The following is a 22,726-nucleotide window of genomic DNA, read 5'->3' on the forward strand; positions in this document are numbered from 1 at the left end:
ACTGTGTCAGCCCTCGGGGATCTTGGCCGCGGGGCGGTCCGCGACAATGGCGGCATGACGCTCACCGGCACCCAGCACACCATCACCGACGGGCCTTACCAGGCGGTCGTCACCGAGCAGGGCGCGACGCTGCGCTCCCTCACCCTCGACGGGCGTCCCCTCATCCTGGGGCACGACCCCGACGAGGTGGTCCCCGCGGCCCTGGGCCAGATCCTGGCGCCCTGGCCCAACCGGATCGACCGCGGCGTCTACGTCTTCGAGGGCGTCGAGCAGCGCACCCCCGTCACCGAGCCCGAACGCGACTGCGCGATCCACGGGCTGGTGCGCTGGGAGTCCTGGCGCCCGGCCGAGCAGGGGCGCTCGAGCGTGACCCTGCGCCACCGGCTGCTCGGCCGCCCCGGCTACCCCTACCTGCTCGACCTGAGCGTCACCTACGCCGTGCACGCCGAGGGAGGGCTGACGGCCACGCTCTCGGCGACCAACTCCGGCACCCGCAACGCCCCCTACGGCCAGAGCGCCCACCCCTATCTCACCGTGGGGCTGCCGCTGGACGAGTGCACCGTCACGTTCGGCGCCACCCACTACCAGCCCGTCAACGACCGGCTCATCCCCTCCGGCGCGCCCGTCCCCGTCGCGGGCACCCGCTACGACCTGACCGCCGGGGGGCGCTTCGGCGACCGCCGCATCGACACCGCCTACACCGGCCTGCCGCACGCCGACGGACGGGTGTGGGTGGGGCTCAGCGGCGGCGGGCGCACCGTCGGGTTGTGGGCCGATGAGAACCATCCCTGGCTCCAGCTCTACACCGCGGACGACCTTCCCGACGAAAGCGTACGGAGCGGACTGGCCGTCGAACCGATGTCCTGCCCGCCCAACGCATTCAACACCGGTGTCGACCTCATCACCCTCAAACCGGGGGACACATTCTCCGGATCTTGGGGGATCATTTCCCTGTGAACCTCAGCCTGTCGAAGACCGACGACCTGGCCGAGCGGGCGAACGCCCTGGCCGCCGACCTCGCCAGCCAGTTCCCCGGCCCCAGCGGGGGCCGCCAACCCGTGCACACCGTGTTCGTCCCGGCCGACCGGTTCTCCCAGAGCACCGCGGCGGACTGGGGGGAGCGGGCACTGCGGCTGCTCAACAAGCACACGCCGGGGGACGGCTCCTTCGGCACCACCTTCGACCTCGACCCGGCGCTGGCCGGGACGATCCGCTCGCGGGTCGCCGCCAAGCTCGCCCGCGAGCCGATCGAGGACCTGCGCATCGACTTCGCCGGCGGGTACGCCGCGCGCGACGACGCGGAGGAGGACGACCACGTCGCCCAGGCCGTGGAGGCCGTCGCCGCCTCCTACGGGGCCCAGCAGCTCCCGCACTTCTGGGGCGTGCGCGTCAGGTCGTTCTCCGGCGGCGGGCACGAGCGGGCGATGCGCACCCTCGACGGCTTCCTCACCTCGCTGCGCGACCGGCTCGGCCGGCTGCCCGGCGGCTTCACCATCACCCTGCCCGACGTGATGGCCGCCGAGCAGGTCGCGGTGTTCACCGAGTACCTCGACCGGCTCGAGGCCGCGCTCGGGCTGCCCGGCGGGGTGCTGCACTTCGAGATCCAGGTCGACCTGCCCGAGGCGCTGGCCGACCACCGCGGCGGCCTGGGCGTGCGGCGCATGCTCACCGCGGGCCAGGGCAGGATCGGCACCGTGCACTTCGGCGCCGCCTCCTACACCGCGGCGCTGGGGCTGCCGCACGAGCAGCAGCGCCTGGACCACCCAGTCTGCGACTTCGCCCGGCACATCCTGCAGACCTCGGTCTCCGGCCGCGGCATCCGCCTGGCGGACGGCCCGTCGCACCTGGTGCCCCGCGACGAGGGCAGCGACGAGATCGCCGCCTGCTGGCAGGCGCACGCCGCGGGCGTCCGGCACTCCCTGGCCCACGGCTTCTACCAGAGCTGGGACCTGCACCCCGCCCACCTCACGGCCCGCTACGCCGCCCTGTTCGACTTCCACCTCACCGGGGTGGAGGCCACCGTCGGCAAGGTCAAGGCCGCGCCCACCGCCCCGCCCCACCTGCTGGAGCGCCTGCGCCGCGGCGTGGCCTGCGGCGCGCTGGACGAGTCGGTGCTGGGCTGAGCCCGGGAACGGCGGAAGGGGGGCCCGCCGTCCGGCGGACCCCCCTTCGCCGTGGCCGCGCCGCTAGACGGCGAGCAGGTCCACGACGAAGATCAGGGTCTCGCCCGGCTTGATCGAGGGACCCGCGCCGCGCTGCCCGTAGCCCAGGTGCGGCGGGATGACGAGCTTGCGCCGACCGCCGACCTTCATGCCGGCGACGCCCATGTCCCAGCCCTTGATGACCCGGCCGCCGCCGAGCGGGAAGGAGAACGGCTCCTTCCGGTTCCACGAGGAGTCGAACTCATCACCGGTGGAGTAGGCGACCCCCACGTAGTGCACCGTCACCTGCTGCCCGCGCACGGCCTCCTCGCCGTCCCCGACCACCAGGTCGGTGATCTCGAGGTTCGCGGGCGGCGGCCCCTCCGGAAAGTCGATCTCAGGGCGTTCAAGCGCCATGTCTTCAGGCTCCTTAGAAATCATGTGGACCCGCCCGAGGTTACTAGGCGTCGTGCCTGAGGAAGCGCAGATGGGCGGGGACGAGGACGGCGGCGAGGTAGCAGCAGAAGACGAGGAGGCCGGCCGGGGGGGAGAGGTAGGTGTCGTTGGGCGCGACGACGGTGACGGCGGATCCGGCCTGGGAGGGGATGAGGCGGCGGACCGCCAGGCCCCACTCGCCGGGCAGGAAGGCGGCGATGAGGGGGACGACGAACATGACGCCGACGATGAGGGTGAGGGCGGCGGCGGTGTGGCGGAGCAGGATGCCGACGCCGAAGGCCAGGAGGGTGACCAGGGTGAGGTAGAGGCCGCAGCCGGCGACGGCGCGCAGGACGCCCTCCTCGCCCAGGGAGACGTCCAGGTCGCGGGCGGCGAAGAAGACCTGGCCGAGCAGGAAGCTGGCGAACGCCGAGACCTGGCCCGCGGTGAAGGCGACCGCGCACAGGACGAGGGCCTTGGCGGCCAGGAAGCGGGAGCGGTCGGGCACGGCGGTGAGCGAGGCGCGGATCGTGCCGGTGGCGTACTCGGAGGTCATCGTCAGCACCCCCAGCGCCGCCAGGACGAGCAGGCCGATGTTGGTGCCCGCCATCGCGTAGGAGGTGGGGTCGAACAGCGCCCTGTCGCGTTCGGGCAGCTCGTCCCAGCTCGTGGCCACCGCCAGGGACAGCAGGCCGCTGAGGCCGACGGAGACGGCGATGCAGGCCAGGACCGTCCAGTAGGTGGAGCGGACCGAGCGCAGTTTCACCCACTCGGAGGCGACCATGTGGCGGAAGGCGGGGCGGCGCCGGGGAAGGGTCTTGGCGGGCGCGGTCACCAGGGGCGTCCTCATCACGCCGCCTCCAGCGGGACGTCGGCCTGGTACTCCACGCTCTGGCCGGTCAGCCGCAGGAACGCCTCCTCCAGGGAGGCGCGGACGGGGCTCAGCTCGTGCAGCGCCACCCCGGCCCGCGCGGCCAGCTCGCCCACCGCGGCGGCCGACGCGCCGTGCACCCGGAAGGCGCCGTCGCCTTCGGGCTCCACGCGCAGGCCGCGCCGGGCCAGCAGCGGGCACAGCACGTCCGGGCGGGGCGTGCGCACCCGCAGGCCGAGCTCGGAGTGCGTCTCGATGAACTCCCGCATCCCGGTGTCGGCCAGGATGCGCCCGCGGCCGATGACCAGGAGGTGCTCGGCGGTCAGCGCCATCTCGGACATGAGGTGGCTGGAGACGAAGACCGTCCTGCCCTCGGCGGCCAGGGAGCGCATGAGGGTGCGGATCCACCGCACGCCCTCGGGGTCGAGGCCGTTGACCGGCTCGTCGAAGACGAGCACGGCGGGGTCGCCCAGCAGCGCCGCGGCGATGCCGAGCCGCTGGCCCATGCCCAGGGAGAAGCCGCGGCACGGGCGGTCGGCGACGGCGGCGAGGCCGACGAGCTCCAGCACCTCGCCGACCCGGCAGCGGGGGATGGCGTTGGCCTCGGCCAGGCAGCGCAGGTGGTCGCGGGCGCTGCGCCCGCCGTGCACGGCCTTGGCGTCCAGCAGCGCCCCGACCTGGCGCAGGGGCGCGTGCAGGTCGCGGTAGCGGCGGCCGCCGATCAGCGCGGTGCCCCCGGTGGGCCGGTCCAGGCCGAGGATCAGCCGCATGGTGGTGCTCTTCCCCGCGCCGTTGGGGCCGAGGAAGCCGGTGACGGCGCCCGGCCGCACCGTGAAGTCCAGCCCGTCGACGGCCGTCCGGTCGCCGTACCGCTTGCTCAGTCCCCGCGCTTCGATCACGTCATCGGGTCTACCAGCGGCCGCGGACGGGCCGCCGGGGGAGCCGGGAAAGCGGACCGGGAATTTACCCGGCTCTCCGGAGGTTCTTCCTCCGTGAAGATCGACATCTACTCCGACATCGTCTGCCCCTGGTGCTACCTCGGCCAGGCCCGGATGCGGACCGCGCTGGCCGGCTTCGACGGCGCCGTGGAGGCGGCCTGGCGCCCCTTCCAGCTCGACCCGTCGGCCCCGGTGCGCGACGGCGGCCTGGCCGACGAGTGGCTGCGGGAGAAGTTCGGCGGCGCGGACAAGGTCGCCTCGGCCCACGCGCAGATGCGCGCGCTGGCCGCGGCCGAGGGCCTGCCGTACGAGCCGGGTCGTACGCGGCGCGTCAACAGCATCCCCGCGCACCGCGTGGTGTGGCTGGCGGGCGGGACCGGCGAGCCGGGCCTGCAGGACGCGGTCGTCTCCCGGCTCTTCCGCGCCCACCATGCCGAGGGCCTGGACGTGTCGGAGGAGGAGACCCTCGCCGCGCTGGCCGCCGAGGCGGGGCTGCCCGGCGAGCGGGTGCGCGAGATGTTCGCCTCCAACGAGGGCATGCCCGAGATCGGCGCCTCGCTGGAGGAGGCCAGGGTGCTGGGGATCAGCGGCGTGCCGTTCTTCCTCTTCGAGGGCCAGTGGGCGGTCTCAGGCGCCCAGTCCGCCGAGGTCCTGTCCGCCGCGCTGGAGGAGGTCGCGGGCAAGCTCGGCTGAGGCCCCGGGCGGGTCGCCGGAGTCCACGACGAGGTCGGCGCGCTCCCGGGTGCGGTCCCGGGCGAAGTGCGCGGCCTCCCGGCGCCCCCACTCCTCCCAGGCGGCCAGCCCTTCCGCGCCGTCCCGCAGGACCGCGCGGCGGCGGCGCACCCCGTAGGGGGCGTCCACCCAGATCCGCAGGTCGGCGGGGCCGCCCCGCCAGGCCGTGCCGACCCCTTCGAGGACCAGCAGGGGCGCCGGGCGCAGGACGCGCGGCGGCCCGTACGCCCGCGTGCGCCAGTCGTACGGCCGGTAGACGGCGGTTCCGCCCCGGCGCAGGGTCTCCAGCAGCGGCCTGACGTGCGGCCACCACGCCAGGACGGGCCCGTCCCAGGGCACCGGGAACTCGTCGGTGCCCAGCAGTGGCGCGTCCAGGGCGGCCGCGAGCCGCGCGGCGTACGTCGACTTGCCCGCCGCGCTGGGTCCGTCCACCGCCATCACCTGCACCCCTCGATTCTCCCCTGTGCCCGGAACAGGCGATACTTCTGGTTCGGAGGTGTGCATCGTGTCCGGACCGCTCGACGGCGTGCTCGTCGTGGACCTCAGCCGGGTGGTGGCGGGGCCGCACGCCACCCAGACGCTCGGCGACCTCGGCGCCCGCGTGATCAAGGTGGAGCAGCCCGGCGGCGACGACACCCGCGGCTGGGGGCCGCCCTTCGCCGGCGGCGTGAGCACGTACTACCTGTCGGCCAACCGCAACAAGGAGTCGGTCGTCCTCGACCTGAAGGACCCCGCCGGCCTGGCGGCGCTGCTGCGCCTGGTGCGCCGCGCCGACGTCCTGGTGGAGAACTTCCGCACCGGGGTGATGGACCGGCTCGGCCTGGGCTTCGAACGGCTGCTGGAGCTCAACCCGCGGCTCGTCGTCATGTCGGTGACGGGCTTCGGACACGACGGCCCCGAGGGCGGCCGCCCCGGCTACGACGCGATCGTGCAGGGCGAGGCGGGGCTGATGAGCGTGACGGGTCCGCCCGGCGTCCCCAGCAAGGCCGGGATGACGGTCGCCGACATGCTGGCCGCCCAGAACGTCGTGGCCGGTGTGCTCGCCGCCCTGTACGAGCGCGAGAGGTCGGGTCGCGGCCAGGTCGTCCGCACCTCCCTGCTGGCCTCGGTGGTGGGGGCGCACGGCTTCCAGGGCACCCGCTGGACGGTGGCCCGCGAGGTGCCCGAGTCGCTCGGCAACGACCACCCCTCCCTCGCCCCGTACGGCACGTTCCGCTGCGCGGACGGGTCGCTGCAGCTGGGCGTGGCCAACCAGGCGATCTGGCGGCGGTTCGCGCCCGTGGTGGGCCTGGACCCCGGCGACCCCCGCTACGCCGAGGTGCCCGACCGCGCCCGGCGCCGCGCCGAGCTGGCCGGGGAGATCGAGAAGGCGCTGGCGGGGGAGACCCGCGCGGTATGGCTGGCCCGCTTCGCCGAGGCGGGCGTCCCGGCCGGGGCCGTCCGCTCGCTGGACGAGGTCTACGACTGGGAGCAGACCCGCTCCCAGGGCCTGGTCGTCACCGTCGACCACCCGGAGCTGGGCGAGATCGAGCTCCCCGGCCCGGCGCTGCGCTTCGACGGCCACCGGGCGGAGCACCGGCCGCCGCCCCTGCTGGGCGAGCACACCGGGTCCGTGCTCGCCTGGCTCGATGAACTCGATGAACTCGATGAACTCGATGAGCGGGAGGGCGCGGAAGAGTGAGCATGACACTGCTGGGCGGGCCGGAGGGACGGCCGCTGCGCGTGGCGGGCGAGGAGATCTCCCGGTCGGAGCTGGTCTCCCGGGCCGCCTTCGTCGCCGCGCGCATCCACGGGGCCCGCGCCGCGGCCGTGAACGCCACCGCCACCCTCGACACCGTGATCGCGGTGGTCGGCGGGCTGATGTGCGGGGTGCCGGTGGTCCCGGTGCCGCCGGACTCGGGCCCGGCCGAACGCGACCACATCCTCGGGGACTCCGGCGCGGAGCTGGTCGTCGGCGAAGGCGGGTTCGGCCTCCCCGCGGTCCCGGTCGGCGGGGGCGCCTCGACGGGTTCCCCGGAGTTCCCCGAGCCCCCCGGCGACGCGACGGCCCTGATCCTCTACACCAGCGGCACGACCGGCGCCCCCAAGGGCGTGATGATCTCCCGCGATGCGATCGCCGCCGACCTGGACGCGCTCGCCGAGGCCTGGGGCTGGACCGCCGAGGACACCCTCGTGCACGGCCTGCCGCTCTTCCACGTCCACGGGCTCGTCCTGGGCGTGCTCGGCGCGCTGCGCACCGGCTCGGCCCTCGTGCACACCGGACGCCCCACGCCCGAGGCGTACGCGGCGGCCGGAGGCACCCTGTACTTCGGCGTCCCCACCGTGTGGTCGCGCATGGTGGAGTCCGGCGCGGCGCGGGAGCTGCGCGGCGCGCGCCTGCTCGTCTCGGGCAGCGCGGGCCTGCCCGCCCCCGTCTTCGAGGCGCTGGAGGCGATGTCGGGGCACCGTGCCGTCGAGCGGTACGGCATGACCGAGACGCTCATCACCGTCAGCGCCCGCCACGACGGGGAGCGCCGCCCCGGCCAGGTCGGCCTTCCGCTGCGCGGCGTGGAGACACGGCTCGTCGCCGAGGACGGAAGCCCCGTCCCGCACGACGGCGAGAGCCCCGGCGAGCTGCTCGTGCGCACCCCGACGGTCTTCAACGGCTACCTGAACCGGCCCGAGGCCACCGCGGAGGCGCTGCGCGACGGCTGGTTCCACACCGGGGACATCGCGACGATCGCCCCCGACGGCTGGCACCGGATCGTCGGCCGCGCCTCCACCGACCTCATCAAGAGCGGCGGCTACCGCATCGGCGCGGGCGAGATCGAGGCGGCGCTGCTGTCCCACCCCGCCGTCCGGGAGACCGCCGTCATCGGCACCCCGCACCCGGACCTCGGCGAGCAGGTGACGGCGTTCGTCGTGGCGGCCGGGGCGGTCACCGAACGGGAGCTGATCGACTTCGTGGCGGGCGGCCTGTCGGCCCACAAGAGGCCCCGCGCCGTGCGCTTCGTCGACGCGCTGCCGCGCAACGCGCTCGGCAAGGTGCAGAAGAAGCTCCTCCCGCAGACCTGAGGGACCCGCTGAACGGACAGGATGGTTGAATCGGGCGTGTGGAAGATCGCGGAACCGCGCGGCGGCTCATCGACCTGACGCTCGACCCGGGCAGCTGGCGCTCCTGGGACACCCCGCCCCGGCAGCCGCCCGGCTACGAGGGGGAGCTGGCCGCGGCCCGCGAGCGCTCGGGCGTCGACGAGGCGGTCCTCACCGGCGAGGGACTGCTGGAGGGGCGGCGCGTCGCGCTGGTCGTCAGCGAGTTCGGCTTCCTGGCCGGGTCGATCGGCGCCGCCACCGCCGACCGGATCGTCGCCGCCGTGGAGCGCGCCACCCGCGAGGGGCTGCCGCTGCTGGCCGCGCCCTCCTCCGGCGGCACCCGCATGCAGGAGGGGACCTTCGCGTTCGTGCAGATGGCGCGGATCACCGCCGCCGTCATGGCGCACCGCAAGGCGCGGCTGCCCTACCTGGTCTACCTGCGCCACCCCACCACCGGCGGCGTCCTGGCCTCCTGGGGCTCGCTGGGGCACGTGACGGCCGCCGAGCCCGGCGCGCTCATCGGCTTCCTGGGCCCCCGCGTCTACGAGGGGCTGTACGGCGAGAAGTTCCCCGCGGGCGTGCAGCGGGCCGAGAACCTCGCCGCGCGCGGCCTGGTCGACGCCGTCGTCGCGCCCGGCGACCTGCGCCCGATCGCCGTGCGCGTGCTGAACGTCCTGATGCCGCCCCGCACCCCGTTCTCGCCGCTGTACCGCTACGCCCGCCCCATGGGGGAGCCGCCCGGCGCGTGGGAGTCGGTCCTGCACACCCGCGAGGGCGACCGCACGGGAGTGCGCGACCTGCTGGCCGAGGCCGCCGACGTCAGCCTCCTGTCGGGCACCGGCGAGGGCGAGAACGACCCCGGCCTGCTGCTGGCCCTGGCCCGCTTCGGCGCCGCCCGCTGCGTCGTCGTGGCCCAGGACCGGCACAGCCAGCGCACCGGCCACCCCATCGGCCCCGCCGGGCTGCGCGTGGCGCGGCGCGGCATGCGGCTCGCCGCCGAGCTGGGGCTGCCGCTGGTCACCGTGGTCGACACCCCCGGCGCAGTACTGTCGGCCGACGCCGAGAACCGCGGCCTGGCCGGGGAGATCGCCCGCTGCCTGGCCGACCTCATCACCCTGGACACCGCGACCGTCTGCCTGCTGCTGGGCGAGGGCGCGGGCGGCGCCGCGCTGGCCCTGCTGCCCGCCGACAGGGTGCTGGCCGCCGAGCACGCCTGGCTGTCGCCGCTGCCGCCCGAGGGCGCGTCCGTCATCGTGCACCGCACGCCGGACCGCGCCGCCGAGCTCGCCGAGGCCCAGGGCGTGCGCGCCGCCGACCTGCTGGAGCGCGGCGTCGTCGACTGGATCGTCTCCGAGCAGCCCTTCGCCCTCGCCGGCGAGCTGGAGACGGCGGTGCTGGCCGCCTGCGCCCTGCCCGAAGGCGACCGCGCGGCCGCCCGCGCCGCCCGCTTCGCCCGTCCCGCCTGAGCCCGCCCGCTCAGAGGCGGCGGTGCTCCAGGGACGGCAGCGCGCGGCGCACCTCGTCGGTCAGCGCCAGGTCCACCGGCAGGACGCGGACGGCGGGGAAGGGCCCCAGATCGGCGACCACGCCCATCGGGTCGACCAGCATGCTGCGGCCCACCCCCATCCGGGCGCCGTGCGGCGGGTCGTCGCGGTCGGGCGCCTTGTCCACGGCGGCGGTCCAGATCGTGTTCTCGATCGCGCGGGCGCGGACCAGGGTCGTCCAGTGCTCCTCCTTGAACACCCCCTGCGCCCAGGACGCGGTCACCACCAGCAGCTGCGCGCCGCGGTCGACCAGGGCGCGGGCCAGCTCGGGGAAGCGGACGTCGTAACAGGTGATCAGCCCGATCCGCACGCCGGCGAGCTCCACGACCACCGGCTCGTCGCCCGGCGCGATGGCGCGCGACTCGGCGAACGCGAACGCGTCGAACAGGTGGATCTTGCGGTAGGCGCCGGCGAGCGCGCCGGAGGCGTCGACGGCCACGGCGGTGTTGAAGGCGCGCCCGTCGGGGGCGGTCTCGAAGACGCCCGCCACCAGCGCGGTGCCGTGCTCGCGCGCCGCCTCGCGCAGCCCGGTGGTGAACGGGCCGTCCAGCGGCTCGGCGGCGGCCCGCAGGTCGTTGCCGAACCGGATCATGGTGGCCTCGGGGAAGACGGCGAGGTCGGCGCCCTCGGCCCGCGCCAGGGCACGGCGCACCTCGGCCAGGTTGGCCTCCGGGTCGTCGCCGACCTCGATCTGACACAACGCGATCCGCATGGGACCAGTCTGCCCTCCCGCCGCCGCGCCGGGAAAGGGGACGCCGATTAGGGTGGTCCCGTGCGTGATCCACTGGTGGAGCGGATGCGGGGCTTCGGGACGACGATCTTCGCGGAGATGTCCGCGCTGGCCGTCGCGACCGGCGCGATCAACCTGGGGCAGGGCTTCCCCGACGAGGACGGGCCCGCGGGCGTGCTGGAGCGCGCGGTCGAGGCGGTCCGCGGCGGCGGCAACCAGTACCCGCCGGGCATCGGCGTCCCCGAGCTGCGGCAGGCCGTCGCCGAGCAGCGCCTGGCCCGCTACGGCCAGGCCTACGACCCCGACACCGAGGTCCTGGTCACGGTCGGCGCCACCGAGGCGATCGCCTCCGCCGTCCTGGCGCTCACCGAGCCCGGCGACGAGGTGATCGCCTTCGAGCCGTTCTACGACTCCTACGCCGCGACGGTCGCCCTGGCCGGGGCGCGGATCGTCCCCGTCACCCTGCGGCCGGAGGCGGGCCGCTTCACCTTCGACCCCGCCGAGCTGCGCGCGGCCGTGACGCCCCGGACGAGGATCGTCCTGGTCAACTCCCCGCACAACCCGTGCGGGACGGTCTTCACCGGGGAGGAGCTGCGCGCCGTCGCGGAGGTCTGCGTCGAGCACGGCCTCACCGCGGTCACCGACGAGGTGTACGAGTACCTGACCTTCGACGACGCCGTCCACCTGCCGCTGGCGGCCTTCCCCGGCATGCGGGAGCGCACCGTGGCGATCTCCTCGGCGGGCAAGACGTTCTCGGTCACCGGCTGGAAGACCGGCTGGATCTGCGCGCCCGAGCCGTACATCCGGGCCGTCAGGACGGTCAAGCAGTTCCTCACCTACGTCGGCGCCGCGCCCTGGCAGCTCGCCGCCGCCCACGGCCTGCGGCACGAGCTCGCCTGGGTCGAGGGGCTGCGCGGGGCGCTCCAGGCCAAGCGCGACCGGCTCTCCGCCGGCCTGGAGTCCGCGGGCTTCACCGTCCACCGCCCCCAGGGCACCTACTTCGTCCAGGCCGACGTGAGCCCGCTGGGCCACCGCGACGGCGCGGAGCTCGCGCGCGCCCTGCCCGCCCTGGCCGGGGTCGTCTGCATCCCCACCCAGGTCTTCTACGCCGATCCCGCACGCGGCAGGCGCTATGTCCGTTTCGCCTTCTGCAAGCGGGACGAGGTCATCGACGAGGCGGTGGAGCGCCTGCGCGGCGGCCTGTGACGCGGAGGGGAACCGGCCGCGGCCCGCCGGAGGATGGCTATACCCTTCGATACGTGGCTGGACCGTCTCTCATCAAACCCCAGTTCCCCGACGACGACGGGAGCGCCGACCCGGGCCTGGTCGCGGCGCTCACCGCCTACGCCGCCGGGCAGGGGGGCGAGCACGCCGTGCTCGACGCGCTGTCGCACAGCCGGATCCTGGTGCCCATCGTCGCCGTCCTGACCACCGAGGAGACCGTCGACGGGCTGCGCCGGGAGAAGGAGAGCGAGATGGCGCTGCCGACCATCACCGGCGCGGACGGACGGCGCGGGGTGCTCGGCTTCACCTCTCTGAAGACCCTCCAGCTGTGGCGCGCCGACGCCCGTCCGGTGCCGGTCCGCGCCGTGGACGCCTGCCGCACCGCTCTGGACGAGGGCGCCGAGGCGCTGGTCCTGGACGTGGCCGGCCCCGTCCCGTTCGCGGTCGACGGGGTGCGCCTGCACCTGATGGCCGAGGGCCGCCCGGTGCCGCCGCCCCACCAGGACCCCGAGGTGCTCGCCGCGATCAAGGCGGCGTTCGGCGGCGAGGACGGGATCACCGAGGTCAGGGTCGGCCCCGGCGGGGGCGCGGAGCTGTCGGTGCGCTTCAGCGTCGCGGACGGCATGGACGAGCAGGCGGCCGTCCGGCGGATCGGCGACCGGCTCGCCGACGTGCTGCGCGGCAGGATCGTCGGCGGCGTGGAGCTGGCGGTCGCCCGCCGGTAGTGTCACCGGGGTGACCCCGACCACCCCCCGGGACCCCTGGTTCGACCCCGTCCTGCGGCGGCCCGCCGCGGTCTCCCTGGTCGCGCTCGCCGTCCTGGCCGCGCTGGCCTGGCGGCTGGGAGCGCGCCCCGACCTGGCGGCGTTCGCCGTGCTGGGCCTGGTCGGCACCTGCCTCGCCTTCATCGACGCCGCGCTGCTGCGCCTGCCCGACCCGCTGACCCTCCCGCTGCTCCCGGCCCTGCTCGTCCTGCTGGGCGCGGCCGCCGCGGCGGGGGCGGACGGCTCCCTCACCGGGGCGCTGGCCGGGATGGCGGGGCTGTCGGCGGTCTACGGGCTGCTGTGGCTGATCGCCCCGTCGCAGATCGGCCTGGGCGATGTGAAGCTGGCGCCCTCGCTCGGCCTGGCGCTGGGCTGGCTGGGGGCCGAGGCCCTGGTCGCCGGGGTCGTGGCGATCCACGTCCTGGGCGGGCTGTGGGGCGCGGCGCTGCTGGCCACCCGGCGGGCCGGGCGCGGCTCGTCCTTCCCGTTCGGGCCCTTCATGCTCGCCGGGACGCTCGCCGCGGTGCTGCTGCACGGCTGAGCGCGACGCGCCGCGTCTCACCTTTCGGACGCGCGGTCCGTCCGGTGGCGGCGAGGTGAAAGAATTGCGGGCATGTTGCGCTGGTTGACCGCGGGTGAGTCGCACGGCCCCGCCCTTGTCGCGATCGTGGAGGGCCTGCCCGCCGGAGTCCGGGTGACCTCCGCCGACATCGCCGAGGGGCTGCGCCGCCGCCGGCTGGGCCACGGACGCGGGGCCCGGATGAAGTTCGAGCAGGACAAGGTCACGATCACCGGGGGGATCCGGCACGGGTCGACGCTCGGCGGCCCGGTCGCGATCGAGGTCGGCAACTCCGAGTGGCCCAAGTGGGAGACGGTCATGTCGGCCGACCCGGTGGACCCGGAGGTGCTGGCGGCCCAGGCGCGCAACGCCCCGCTGTCGCGGCCCCGGCCCGGCCACGCCGACCTCGCGGGCATCCAGAAGTACGGCTTCGACGACGCACGGCCGGTGCTGGAGCGCGCCAGCGCCCGCGAGACCGCCGCCCGGGTGGCGCTCGGCGAGGTCGCCAGGGCGTTCCTGCGCCAGGCGCTGGGCGTCGAGGTGCTCAGCCACGTGGTGGAGCTCGGCGAGGTCGCCGTCCCCGAGGACGCGCCGCTGCCCGGCCCCGAGGACCTCGCGGCGATCGACGCCACCCCGGCCCGCTGCTTCCACGCCGCCACCGACGCGGCGATGGTCGCGCACGTCGACGAGCTGAAGAAGGCCGGCGACACCATCGGCGGCGTGGTCGAGGTGCTCGCCTACGGCCTGCCGCCCGGCCTGGGCAGCTACGTGCACTGGGACCGGCGGCTGGACGCCCGGCTCGCCGGGATCCTCATGGGCATCCAGGCGATCAAGGGCGTGGCGGTCGGCGACGGGTTCGAGACCGCGCGCCGCCCCGGCACCCGCGCCCACGACGAGATCGAGAACACCCCCGAGGGCGTGCGGCGGCGCACCAACCGCGCCGGCGGCATCGAGGGCGGCATGACCAACGGCGAGGTCCTGCGGGTGCGCGCGGCGATGAAGCCGATCTCCACGGTGCCGCGCCAGCTCGACACCGTCGACGTGCTCACCGGCGAGCCCGCCAAGGCGATCAACCAGCGCAGCGACGTCACCGCGGTGCCCGCCGCGGGCGTGGTCGCCGAGGCGATGGTCGCGCTGGTGCTGGCCGACGCCGTGCTGGAGAAGTTCGGCGGCGACAGCGTCGAGGAGACCGCCCGCAACGCCCGCGCCTACCTGCAGTCCCTGGTGGTCAAGTGAGGCCCCGCGCGGTGCTCGTCGGCCCGCCCGGCAGCGGCAAGTCCACCATCGGCACGGCCCTGGCCGAGGCGCTCGGCGTGGCTTTCCGCGACACCGACGCCGACGTCGAGGCCAAGGCGGGCAAGCCGATCAGCGAGATCTTCATCGACGACGGCGAGCAGAGCTTCCGCGCCCTGGAGCGCGAGGCGGTGCGCGAGGCGCTGGCCGGGCACGAGGGCGTCCTGGCGCTGGGCGGCGGGGCGGTCCTGGCCGCCGAGACGCAGGAGCTGCTGGCCGGGCACACCGTCGTCTACCTGGAGGTGTCGCTGGCCGAGGCCGTCAAGCGCGTCGGGCTGAACTCCGCCCGCCCGCTGCTGGTGCTCAACCCGCGCTCCCAGCTGCGCAAACTGCTGGACGAGCGGCTGCCGATCTACGAGCGGCTCGCCGTGATCACCGCGAACACCACCGAGCGTTCCGAGGAGGAGGTCGTCGCCGAGCTGGCGGCGGCCCTGAAGGAGTCCTGAGATGAGCGAGGCCACCCGGATCACCGTCCACGGCGACGAGCCCTACGACGTGGTGATCGGCACCGGGATCCTCGGCGAGCTGCCCGCGCTGGTGGGCGGGCGCGCCCGCACCGTCGCGGTGGTCTACTCCGAGAACCTGCCGGAGATCGCCAGGCCCGTCGCCGGAGCGCTGGAGCAGGCCGGGTACCTGACGCACCTGGTGCCGGTGCCCGACGGCGAGGCGGCCAAGGACGTCACGACGCTGGCCGGGCTGTGGTCGAGGTTCGCCGAGCTGGGCGTCACCCGCTCGGACGCCGTCGTGGGCGTCGGCGGCGGGGCGACCACCGACCTCGCCGGGTTCGCCGCGGCCTCCTGGCTGCGCGGTGTGCGCTGCGTGCTGGTGCCGACCACGCTGCTGGCGATGGTCGACGCCGCGGTCGGCGGCAAGACCGGCATCAACATCGCCGAGGGCAAGAACCTCGTCGGCGCCTTCGCCCCGCCCGCCGGGGTGCTGTGCGACCTGGCGACGCTGATGACGGTCCCGCACGAGGACTACATCTCCGGCCTCGCCGAGACGATCAAGGCGGGGTTCATCCGGGACCCGCGGATCCTGGAGCTCGTCGAGGCCGACCCGGCGGGCGCCGCGCGCCCCGACGGGCCGCACACCCGCGAGCTGGTCGAGCGCGCGATCCAGGTCAAGGCCGACGTCGTCGGCGCCGACCTGAAGGAGTCGGGCCTGCGCGAGATCCTCAACTACGGCCACACCCTGGCCCACGCCATCGAGAAGAGCGAGGACTACCGCTTCCGGCACGGCCACGCCGTCGCCATCGGCTGCGTCTACGCCGCCGAGCTCGCCCGCCTGGACGGCCGCATCGACGACAAGCTCGTGGAGCGCCACCACGAGGTCTTCTCCTCGGTCGGCCTGCCGACGTCCTACCGCTCGGAGTCCTGGGACGAGCTCCGCGCCGCCATGAACGTCGACAAGAAGACCCGCGGCGCCACCCTGCGCTTCGTGGTCCTGGACGAGCTGGCCTCCTGCGGCCGCCTCGCCGGGCCCTCGGAGGAGCTGCTGCGCGACGCCTACGCCAGGGTCGCGAGGTGAGCGCGGTGCACAGGGTCCTGGTCCTCAACGGCCCCAACCTGCGCCGCCTGGGCACCCGGGAGCCGGAGATCTACGGCGCCGACACCTTCGACGACCTGGTGGAGCTCTGCCGGAGGACGGGCCGGGAGCTGGGCCTGGACGTGGAGGTGCGCCAGACCAACGACGAGGCCGAGCTGGTGGGCTGGGTGCACACCGCCGCCGACGAGCGCACGCCGATCGTGCTGAACCCGGCGGCCTTCACCCACTACTCCTACGCCCTGCACGACGCCCTCGCCCAGCGCACGGCGCCCCTCATCGAGGTGCACATCTCCAACCCGGCCGCCCGCGAGGAGTTCCGCCACACCTCGGTCGTGGCCTCCGTGGCCACCGGCACCATCGCCGGCTTCGGCCTCCGCTCCTACGTCCTGGCCCTGCACGCCCTGGCGGAGCTGCTCTAACGCCGCCGCACCTCGGCCTTCAGGGCGTTCTCCACCACGCCTTCGAGCTCGACGGCGACCCGGTCGAGGGCGGAGGCGTCCCGTGCCGCGCGGCACAGGATGGTGGCGCCCTCGACGGAGGAGACGATGAGCGTGGCCAGGCTCTCGGCGCGCTCGGCCGAGCAGCCGCCCGCCACCAGGCCCGCGGCCAGCGCGTCCTGCCAGCGCCGGAAGGCGTGGGCGGCGGCCTGGGCCAGCTGCGGCGCCTCCTCGTGGGACTCGACGGTGACCGCCGCGATGGGGCAGCCCGCCTGGAAGTCGCTCTTGACCAGGACCCGGCGCCACCAGCCGATGAAGGCGTGCACCGCGGCGACGGGGTCGCCCTCCTTGATGGCCGACTCGGTGCCGGCCGCCACGAAGTCGCCCGCGTAGCGCATGGCCTCCACGGCGAGCTGCACCTTGCCGCCGGGGAAATGGTGGTAGATCGAGCCGCGCGGGGCGCCGCTGTGGGCGATCACGTCCCGGAAGCCCGTACCGCTGTAGCCGCGCTCCCGGAAGAGGTACGCCGCGCTGCGCACCATGCGCTCTTTCGCACTCACCCGGTCATTATGACGTACATCATAAATGCCAGGGTGGGTAGGGAGAAGATCCGGTGCCGCACCGGACGCCCCCTAGCGTGGAGACGGGCGGCCGACCGCCCGCGCCACCCGCACGAGAGATCCGGAGAGAATGATGATCAAGATAGAGAACGCCGGGTCCGGTGTCTTCGTCCTGCGCTTCCAGAACGGGGAGAACCGGTTCACCCCCGAGTTCCTGGAAGGGGTGAACAAGGCGCTGGACGAGGTGGAGGGGGAGGCCAGGGCGCTGGTCACCACCGGCGAGGGCAAGTACTACTCCAACGGCCTGGACCTGGACTGGCTGGCCGCCAACGGCCAGAAGAGCAACTGGTACGTGGGGGAGATCCACGCCCTGTACGCGCGCCTCCTCAAGCAGAACCTCCCGGCCGTGGCGGCCGTCAACGGCCACGCCTTCGCGGGAGGGGGCATGCTCGCCCTCAGCCACGACTTCATCGTGATGCGCCAGGACCGCGGCTGGTTCTGCCTGCCGGAGGTCGACATCAACATCCCGTTCACCCCCGGGATGGCCGCGCTGGTGCAGGCCAAGCTCTCCACCGGCGCCGCGCACGACGCCATGCTCACCGGCCGCCGCTACACCGCGCCCGAGGCGCTGGAGGCGGGCATCGTGCACCGGACGGCGCCGGAGGAGGAGGTCGTGAAGACGGCGATCGAGCTGGCCGCGGCGCTGGGCGGCAAGGACGGCCGGACGTTCGGCGCGATCCGCCGCACGATGTACCGGCCCGCCATCCAGGTGCTCTGCGGTGAGTCGGCACTCCCCCTGTCGTAACTAATCTGACGATTGGCATACTGAGCCTGATTCGGTTCGACCGACCCACTGACATCGAGGAGCGACCATGCGGATCGGAATGCCCCTCGGCTACGCCGGCGGCTTCAAGGAGAGCGTCGCCGAGCTGGTCGAGTACGAGAAGGCCGGGCTGGACATCGTCTACGTCGCCGAGGCCTACAGCTTCGACGGCGTGAGCCAGATGGGCTACATCGCCGCCAAGACCGAGCGGGTGGAGATCGCCTCCGGCATCCTCAACATCTACTCCCGCACGCCCACCCTGATGGCGATGACCGCCGCGGGTCTGGACTACGTCTCCGACGGCCGGTTCACCCTGGGCATCGGCGCCTCAGGGCCGCAGGTGATCGAGGGCTTCCACGGCGTGCCCTACCACGCTCCGCTGGGCCGCACCCGCGAGGTCATCGAGATCTGCCGCAAGGTCTGGAAGCGCGAGGCCCCGCTGGAGCACCAGGGCAAGCACTACGAGCTGCCGCTGGACCCGGCCAAGGGCACCGGCCTGGGCAAGGCCCTGAAGATCATCAACCACCCGGTCCGCCCCGACATCCCGATCCAGGTCGCGGCGATCGGCGAGAAGAACGTGCAGCTGACCGCCGAGATCGCCAACGGCTGGCAGCCGATCTTCTTCCTGCCGGAGAAGGCGCGGGACGTGTGGGGCGACGCCCTGGCCAAGGGCGAGGCCAAGCGCGACCCGTCGCTGGGCGCCCTGGACATCGTGGCCCAGGCCCCGCTGGCCATCGGCGACGACGTCGAGGGCTACCTCGACTTCGGCCGCCCCATGGCCGCCCTGTACATCGGCGGCATGGGCGCCAAGGGCAAGAACTTCTACAACTCCCTCTGCCGCCGCTACGGCTGGGAGAAGGAGGCCGAGGAGATCCAGGACCTCTACCTGGCGGGCAAGAAGAACGAGGCGGCCGAGAAGGTCCCCGCCGAGCTGGTGCGCAACATGTCCCTCATCGGCCCCGAGTCCTGGGTCAAGGAGCGCCTGGCCGCCTTCAAGGAGGTCGGCGTCACCACCTTGAACATCACGCCGATCGCCGCGGACCACAAGTCCAAGGTCGCCCTGATCGAGCGCATCAAGACCCTGGCCGCCGACGTCTGAGCCGCCTTCGGCCCCGCCGCCGCGGTGCGGCGGGGCCGCTAAACTGGTGGATTGAGTTCCCCTCGAGCGCGGGGGTCAGGGCGGACGGCCCGGAGCTCCTTTCAGACCATCAAGCCAGGGTCCGCCCGTCCGGCGGGCGGGGACCGCGACGGAAAGACGATTCGAGTGGCGACGACGAACGACCTCAAGAACGGCATGGTACTCAAGCTCGACAACGGCGAGCTGTGGTCGGTCGTGGAGTTCCAGCACGTCAAGCCGGGCAAGGGCCCCGCCTTCGTCCGCACCAAGATCAAGCACGTCAAGTCCGGCAAGATCGTCGACAAGACCTTCAACGCGGGCACCAAGGTGGAGACCGCCACCGTCGACAAGCGCAACATGACCTTCTCCTACAAGGACGGCGAAGACTACGTCTTCATGGACGCCCAGTCCTACGAGATGCTGAACGTCTCCCCGGCGGTCCTCGGCGACGCCGCCAAGTTCCTGCTGGACAACGGCGAGGCGATGCTGGCGATGCACGGCGGCGAGGTGCTCTACGTCGAGCTCCCGGTGACCGTCGAGATCATCGTGGACCACACCGACCCGGGCCTGCAGGGCGACCGCTCCACCGGCGGCACCAAGCCCGCCACCCTGGAGACGGGCGCGGAGATCAAGGTCCCGTTGTTCATCACCTCCGGCGAGAAGATCAAGGTCGACACCCGGACCGGCGACTACCTCGGCCGCGCCTGATGGCCGCACGCACCAAGGCCCGCCGCTACGCCTTCGAGATCCTCTTCGAGGCGCAGCAGCGGGGCATCTCCCCGGGCGAGGTGCTGCAGCGCCGCGGCAAGCCCAAGGGGGAGGAACTCGCCGAGCACGGCCACGCCATCCGGCTGATCGAGGGCGTGGACCGGCACCGCGAGCGCATCGACGAGCTGCTGGCGACCTACGCCGTGGGCTGGACCCTGGACCGCATGCCCGCGGTGGACCTGACCGTGCTGCGCATCGGCGCCTTCGAGCTGCTGTGGGCCGAGGACGTCCCCGACGGCGTCGCCCTCAGCGAGGCGGTGGCGCTGGCCACCGACTTCTCCACCGAGGAGTCGCCGAAGTTCGTCAACGGCCTGCTCTCCCGCCTGCAGGACCTCAAGCCCAGCCTGACCCTGTGAGGCACGCGGCCCGGCCCCGCCGGGCCGCACCCGCCCGCCCCGCCGGGCGGCGGACCCCGACGGGGACGGAGGCGTCCGCGCCGCGCGCGGGCGCCCGTCCGCGTCCCCGGCCTCCGGGGCCGGGCCATGCCCTCGGGGGAAGGGGCCACCGCGCCGTCGGCGGGCGTGGTTAGGCTGGGGGCATGACCGTGGACGAGGGAGTGCGCAGTCAGGGCGGACGCGCCGTCGGGCGGAGCGGCCGCGCGGCCGTGCGGGAGCTGCTGGCCCCGCTGCTGGAGGCCGGTCCGCTGGACGTGGTCGACGTCGGCGGGGGCACCGGGCCCCTGGCCGTCCCGCTGGCCGCTCTCGGCCACCGGGTGACGGTCGTCGACCCCAGTCCCGACGCGCTGGCCACCCTGGAACGCCGCGCCGCCGAGGCGGGGGTGCGGGTGCGCGCCCTGCAAGGCGAGGCCGCCGGGCTCCAGGACGCCGTGGGCGCGGCCTCCGCCGATCTCGTGCTGTGCCACAGCGTGCTGGAGTACGTCGAGGACCTCGACGCCGCCGTGGAGGCGCTCGTCGCCGCGCTGCGCCCCGGGGGCGGGCTGAGCCTGCTGGTGCCCGGCGCGCTCGCCGCCGTGGTGCAGCGGGCCGTGGCGGGCCACTTCGAGGAGGCGAGCGAGCTGCTCGCCGCCCCCGGCGGCTGGGCGGAGGAGCCGCGCCGGTTCACCCCCGAGTCGCTGCTGGAGCTGGCCGCCGGGGCGGGGCTGGCCGAGCCCGAGGTCCACGGGGTGCGGGTCTTCGCCGACCTGGTGCCCGGCGGGCACGCCGAGGCCGACCCGCACGCCGCCGAGTCCCTGCGCGCTCTGGAGGCCGCGGCCGCCGTCCACCCGGTGCTGCGCTCGCTGGCCGCCCGCCTGCACCTGTTCGCCCGGCGCCCGGCCTGATGTCGCGCAAGCAGCAGCTGGACCGCCCCGGACCGCAGCCGGGGCCGCCCGCCGACGACACGGGCTGCCCGATCCTGCACGTGGACATGGACGCGTTCTTCGTGTCCGTGGAGCTGCTGGAGCGCCCCGAGCTGCGGGGCGCGCCGGTCCTGGTCGGCGGCACGGGCGGGCGCGGCGTGGTGGCCGCCGCCTCCTATGAGGCGCGCCGGTTCGGGGTGCACTCGGCGATGCCGATGAGCCGGGCGCTGCGCCTGTGCCCGCGGGCGGTGGTGCTGCCCCCGGCCCACGCCAAGTACGCCGAGGCCTCCCGCCGGGTCCGGGAGATCTTCTTCTCGTTCACCCCGCTGGTGGAGCCGCTCGCCCTGGACGAGGCGTTCCTGGACGTGGCGGGCGCGCGGGCGCTGTTCGGCCGCCCCGCCGAGATCGCCGCCGCCATCCGGCGGCGGGTGGTCGGCGAGCTGGGCCTGACCTGCTCGGTGGGGGCGGCGCCCACGAAGTTCCTGGCCAAGCTGGCCTCCACCCGCTGCAAGCCGGACGGGCTGCTCGTGGTGCCCGCCGGAGGCGTCCTCGACTTCCTGCACCCGCTGCCGGTGGCCGCGCTGTGGGGGGTGGGCGAGCGCACCGAGGAGCGGTTGCGGCGGATGGGCCTGCGCACCGTGGGGGAACTGGCCCGCGTCCCGCCGGAGACGCTCAGGCGCGAACTGGGCGCCGCCCAGGGCGCCCGGCTGCACGACCTGGCCTGGGGCCGCGACGCGCGCCGGGTGAGCCCGGACGGCCCCGACAAGAGCGTGGGCGCCGAGGAGACCTTCGAGACCGACGTCGTGGAGCCCGAGGAGGTGCGCCGGGAGCTGCTCCGGCTGGCCGAGAAGGTCGGCGAGCGGTTGCGGACGGGCGCGAACCGGGGACGCACCGTGAGCGTCAAACTCAGGAAGCCGGACTTCTCGACGATCACCCGGTCCCGGACCCTGCCCGAAGCGACGGATGTCTCACGTGTGATCTACATCACAGCTCGCGAGCTCTATGAGGCGTCGGGACTGGAGCGGGTACCCCTGCGTCTGATAGGTGTCAGGGTCGAGAATCTGGCCGGAGCCGGCCCGGAGGCCCGGCAGCTGGCTCTGGACGAACCGGAGCACGGCTGGCGGGAGGCCGAGCAGGCGATCGACGAGGCTGCGCGCAGGTTCGGCCGGGGGGCCATCCGCCCCGCGGCCCTGATCCGGCCACCGAGCGGCCCGCGCGCAGGCGGGCGGGACACCGGTGGCCAGGGAGGCGGTGCAACACCCATGAGAAGGACCGCGGATGAATAGCTTGTGGTCTGACCGCACCGGTTTTCTTCACTCAGGTCGTCCGGACTCGTATTCTGGGCATATCACCGTTAGCCAGGTCCCCGTCCGGCTAAGGAGCACCAGGCACCTGATCCACGGGGCAGTCGTTGGGAGGCACCGTGCCGCTCTCTGAGCACGAGCAACGTCTGCTCGAGCAGATCGAGCGTGAACTCTACGCCGAAGACCCGAAGTTCGCGCACGCCGTTCGCACCACCAATCCGCAGAGCCACTACAAGCGCCAGATCGTCAAGGCCGTCCTCGGCCTCGTGGTGGGCATCGCGGTGCTCATGGCGGGGCTGGTGGTCAGCAAGGGCAGCCTCAGCGTCGCGATCAGCGTGACCGGGTTCCTGCTCATGCTCGCCAGCGGGGTGTGGGCCCTGACCAGCTGGAAGCGCATGACCGGCATCGGCGGCGACTTCGAGCCCGCCGCCGGACGGCCGGCCGGCCGCGCCCCGCGCGGCGAGCGCCAGCAGTCGGGCTTCATGAACCGGCTCGAGGAGCGGTGGCGCCGCAGGAGCGAAGGCGAGTCCTGACGCCACGCCTCCCGGCACACCAGGCACACGCGAGGAGGC

Annotated in this window: 26 protein-coding genes; 20 read left to right on the forward strand and 6 right to left on the reverse strand. The window is 74.1% G+C overall.

Annotated features, from left to right (window positions below):
* The first annotated feature begins 54 nt into the window (after window positions 1-54).
* Both ABD140_RS18735 and ABD140_RS18740 read left to right on the forward strand, forming a co-directional pair.
* Window positions 55-957: an aldose 1-epimerase family protein gene (locus ABD140_RS18735; protein WP_344242152.1), complete on the forward strand. Its 903-nt coding sequence runs from the start codon at window positions 55-57 to the stop codon at window positions 955-957.
* Window positions 954-2,123: a DUF6986 family protein gene (locus ABD140_RS18740; protein WP_344242153.1), complete on the forward strand. Its 1,170-nt coding sequence runs from the start codon at window positions 954-956 to the stop codon at window positions 2,121-2,123. Before ABD140_RS18735 ends, ABD140_RS18740 begins: the two co-directional genes overlap by 4 nt.
* Before the next feature lie 63 nt (window positions 2,124-2,186).
* Here ABD140_RS18740 and ABD140_RS18745 read toward each other — a convergent pair whose 3' ends face one another.
* Genes ABD140_RS18745 through ABD140_RS18755 form a run of 3 tightly spaced genes read right to left on the reverse strand, consistent with a single transcriptional unit; the run spans window position 2,187 to window position 4,346 of the window.
* Complete coding sequence (locus tag ABD140_RS18745; RefSeq protein WP_344242154.1) at window positions 2,187-2,558, reverse strand: FKBP-type peptidyl-prolyl cis-trans isomerase; 372 nt, start codon at window positions 2,556-2,558, stop codon at window positions 2,187-2,189.
* Window positions 2,559-2,601: 43 nt separating this feature from the next.
* On the reverse strand, window positions 2,602-3,426 hold the full coding sequence (locus ABD140_RS18750; RefSeq protein WP_344242155.1) for an ABC transporter permease: 825 nt from the start codon (window positions 3,424-3,426) through the stop codon (window positions 2,602-2,604).
* A complete protein-coding gene (locus ABD140_RS18755) occupies window positions 3,426-4,346 on the reverse strand; it encodes an ABC transporter ATP-binding protein (protein ID WP_344242156.1) in 921 nt (306 codons plus the stop codon). Before ABD140_RS18755 ends, ABD140_RS18750 begins: the two co-directional genes overlap by 1 nt.
* 93 nt (window positions 4,347-4,439) lie before the next feature.
* Here ABD140_RS18755 and ABD140_RS18760 point away from each other — a divergent pair, with 93 nt between their 5' ends.
* Entirely contained in the window at window positions 4,440-5,078 is a 639-nt protein-coding gene (locus ABD140_RS18760; RefSeq protein WP_344242157.1) for a DsbA family oxidoreductase, read from the forward strand.
* On the opposite strand, the gene ABD140_RS18765 is transcribed toward ABD140_RS18760, so the two are convergent.
* Entirely contained in the window at window positions 5,013-5,549 is a 537-nt protein-coding gene (locus tag ABD140_RS18765; protein ID WP_344242158.1) for a uridine kinase family protein, read from the reverse strand. The two genes, ABD140_RS18760 and ABD140_RS18765, sit on opposite strands and share 66 nt — an antisense overlap.
* Window positions 5,550-5,622: 73 nt before the next feature.
* Between ABD140_RS18765 and ABD140_RS18770 the strand changes: the two genes are divergently transcribed.
* From ABD140_RS18770 to ABD140_RS18780, 3 genes are read left to right on the forward strand one after another with little or no spacing between them, the layout of a single operon-like run.
* Window positions 5,623-6,798: a CaiB/BaiF CoA transferase family protein gene (locus ABD140_RS18770; RefSeq protein ID WP_344242159.1), complete on the forward strand. Its 1,176-nt coding sequence runs from the start codon at window positions 5,623-5,625 to the stop codon at window positions 6,796-6,798.
* 2 nt (window positions 6,799-6,800) lie between these two features.
* The gene (locus tag ABD140_RS18775) at window positions 6,801-8,171 is read left to right on the forward strand and encodes an acyl-CoA synthetase (protein ID WP_344242160.1); all 1,371 of its coding nucleotides are present in this window, start codon (window positions 6,801-6,803) and stop codon (window positions 8,169-8,171) included.
* Between the two features lie 38 nt (window positions 8,172-8,209).
* On the forward strand, window positions 8,210-9,655 hold the full coding sequence (locus ABD140_RS18780) for a carboxyl transferase domain-containing protein (RefSeq protein WP_344242161.1): 1,446 nt from the start codon (window positions 8,210-8,212) through the stop codon (window positions 9,653-9,655).
* Window positions 9,656-9,665: 10 nt separating this feature from the next.
* Here the strand turns inward: ABD140_RS18780 and ABD140_RS18785 are convergent, their stop codons facing one another.
* Complete coding sequence (locus ABD140_RS18785; protein ID WP_344242162.1) at window positions 9,666-10,445, reverse strand: carbon-nitrogen hydrolase family protein; 780 nt, start codon at window positions 10,443-10,445, stop codon at window positions 9,666-9,668.
* 60 nt (window positions 10,446-10,505) lie between these two features.
* Between ABD140_RS18785 and ABD140_RS18790 the strand changes: the two genes are divergently transcribed.
* The 7 genes from ABD140_RS18790 to aroQ all read left to right on the forward strand — a co-directional run bounded on the left by ABD140_RS18790 (window position 10,506) and on the right by aroQ (window position 16,267).
* A complete protein-coding gene (locus tag ABD140_RS18790) occupies window positions 10,506-11,669 on the forward strand; it encodes a pyridoxal phosphate-dependent aminotransferase (protein WP_344242163.1) in 1,164 nt (387 codons plus the stop codon).
* Between the two features lie 53 nt (window positions 11,670-11,722).
* Window positions 11,723-12,412 (forward strand): SseB family protein, encoded by a 690-nt coding sequence (locus tag ABD140_RS18795; RefSeq protein ID WP_344242164.1) that lies wholly within the window; start codon window positions 11,723-11,725, stop codon window positions 12,410-12,412.
* A gap of 10 nt (window positions 12,413-12,422) precedes the next feature.
* Window positions 12,423-12,992, forward strand: a complete 570-nt coding sequence (locus ABD140_RS18800) for a prepilin peptidase (RefSeq protein WP_344242165.1) — start codon at window positions 12,423-12,425, stop codon at window positions 12,990-12,992.
* Window positions 12,993-13,064: 72 nt separating this feature from the next.
* Entirely contained in the window at window positions 13,065-14,246 is a 1,182-nt protein-coding gene (aroC, locus tag ABD140_RS18805; protein WP_344242166.1) for a chorismate synthase, read from the forward strand.
* Entirely contained in the window at window positions 14,243-14,749 is a 507-nt protein-coding gene (locus tag ABD140_RS18810; RefSeq protein WP_344242167.1) for a shikimate kinase, read from the forward strand. Before aroC ends, ABD140_RS18810 begins: the two co-directional genes overlap by 4 nt.
* 1 nt (window position 14,750) lies before the next feature.
* Window positions 14,751-15,830 carry a 3-dehydroquinate synthase gene (aroB, locus tag ABD140_RS18815; protein ID WP_344242168.1) on the forward strand — a complete coding sequence of 360 codons (1,080 nt, stop codon included), beginning with the start codon at window positions 14,751-14,753 and terminating at the stop codon, window positions 15,828-15,830.
* Window positions 15,831-15,835: 5 nt separating this feature from the next.
* Window positions 15,836-16,267 (forward strand): type II 3-dehydroquinate dehydratase, encoded by a 432-nt coding sequence (aroQ, locus tag ABD140_RS18820; RefSeq protein ID WP_344242188.1) that lies wholly within the window; start codon window positions 15,836-15,838, stop codon window positions 16,265-16,267.
* On the opposite strand, the gene ABD140_RS18825 is transcribed toward aroQ, so the two are convergent.
* Complete coding sequence (locus tag ABD140_RS18825; RefSeq protein ID WP_344242169.1) at window positions 16,264-16,845, reverse strand: TetR/AcrR family transcriptional regulator; 582 nt, start codon at window positions 16,843-16,845, stop codon at window positions 16,264-16,266. The genes aroQ and ABD140_RS18825 overlap by 4 nt on opposite strands.
* 130 nt (window positions 16,846-16,975) lie before the next feature.
* Here ABD140_RS18825 and ABD140_RS18830 point away from each other — a divergent pair, with 130 nt between their 5' ends.
* The 7 genes from ABD140_RS18830 (at window position 16,976) to ABD140_RS18860 (ending at window position 22,687) form a co-directional block, all read left to right on the forward strand.
* A complete protein-coding gene (locus ABD140_RS18830) occupies window positions 16,976-17,650 on the forward strand; it encodes an enoyl-CoA hydratase-related protein (RefSeq protein ID WP_344242170.1) in 675 nt (224 codons plus the stop codon).
* Window positions 17,651-17,717: 67 nt separating this feature from the next.
* A complete protein-coding gene (locus tag ABD140_RS18835; protein WP_344242171.1) occupies window positions 17,718-18,767 on the forward strand; it encodes an LLM class F420-dependent oxidoreductase in 1,050 nt (349 codons plus the stop codon).
* Between the two features lie 165 nt (window positions 18,768-18,932).
* Window positions 18,933-19,493 carry an elongation factor P gene (gene efp / locus ABD140_RS18840; protein WP_344242172.1) on the forward strand — a complete coding sequence of 187 codons (561 nt, stop codon included), beginning with the start codon at window positions 18,933-18,935 and terminating at the stop codon, window positions 19,491-19,493.
* Window positions 19,493-19,909, forward strand: a complete 417-nt coding sequence (gene nusB / locus ABD140_RS18845; protein ID WP_344242173.1) for a transcription antitermination factor NusB — start codon at window positions 19,493-19,495, stop codon at window positions 19,907-19,909. The genes efp and nusB overlap by 1 nt, the downstream gene beginning before the upstream one ends.
* 182 nt (window positions 19,910-20,091) lie before the next feature.
* A complete protein-coding gene (locus ABD140_RS18850) occupies window positions 20,092-20,832 on the forward strand; it encodes a class I SAM-dependent methyltransferase (RefSeq protein WP_344242174.1) in 741 nt (246 codons plus the stop codon).
* Window positions 20,832-22,136, forward strand: a complete 1,305-nt coding sequence (locus ABD140_RS18855) for a DNA polymerase IV (protein WP_344242175.1) — start codon at window positions 20,832-20,834, stop codon at window positions 22,134-22,136. Before ABD140_RS18850 ends, ABD140_RS18855 begins: the two co-directional genes overlap by 1 nt.
* A gap of 137 nt (window positions 22,137-22,273) precedes the next feature.
* Complete coding sequence (locus ABD140_RS18860) at window positions 22,274-22,687, forward strand: DUF3040 domain-containing protein (protein WP_344242176.1); 414 nt, start codon at window positions 22,274-22,276, stop codon at window positions 22,685-22,687.
* Window positions 22,688-22,726 lie beyond the last annotated feature (39 nt).

The organism is Actinocorallia libanotica (assembly GCF_039525175.1).
Classification (GTDB): domain Bacteria; phylum Actinomycetota; class Actinomycetes; order Streptosporangiales; family Streptosporangiaceae; genus Actinocorallia; species Actinocorallia libanotica.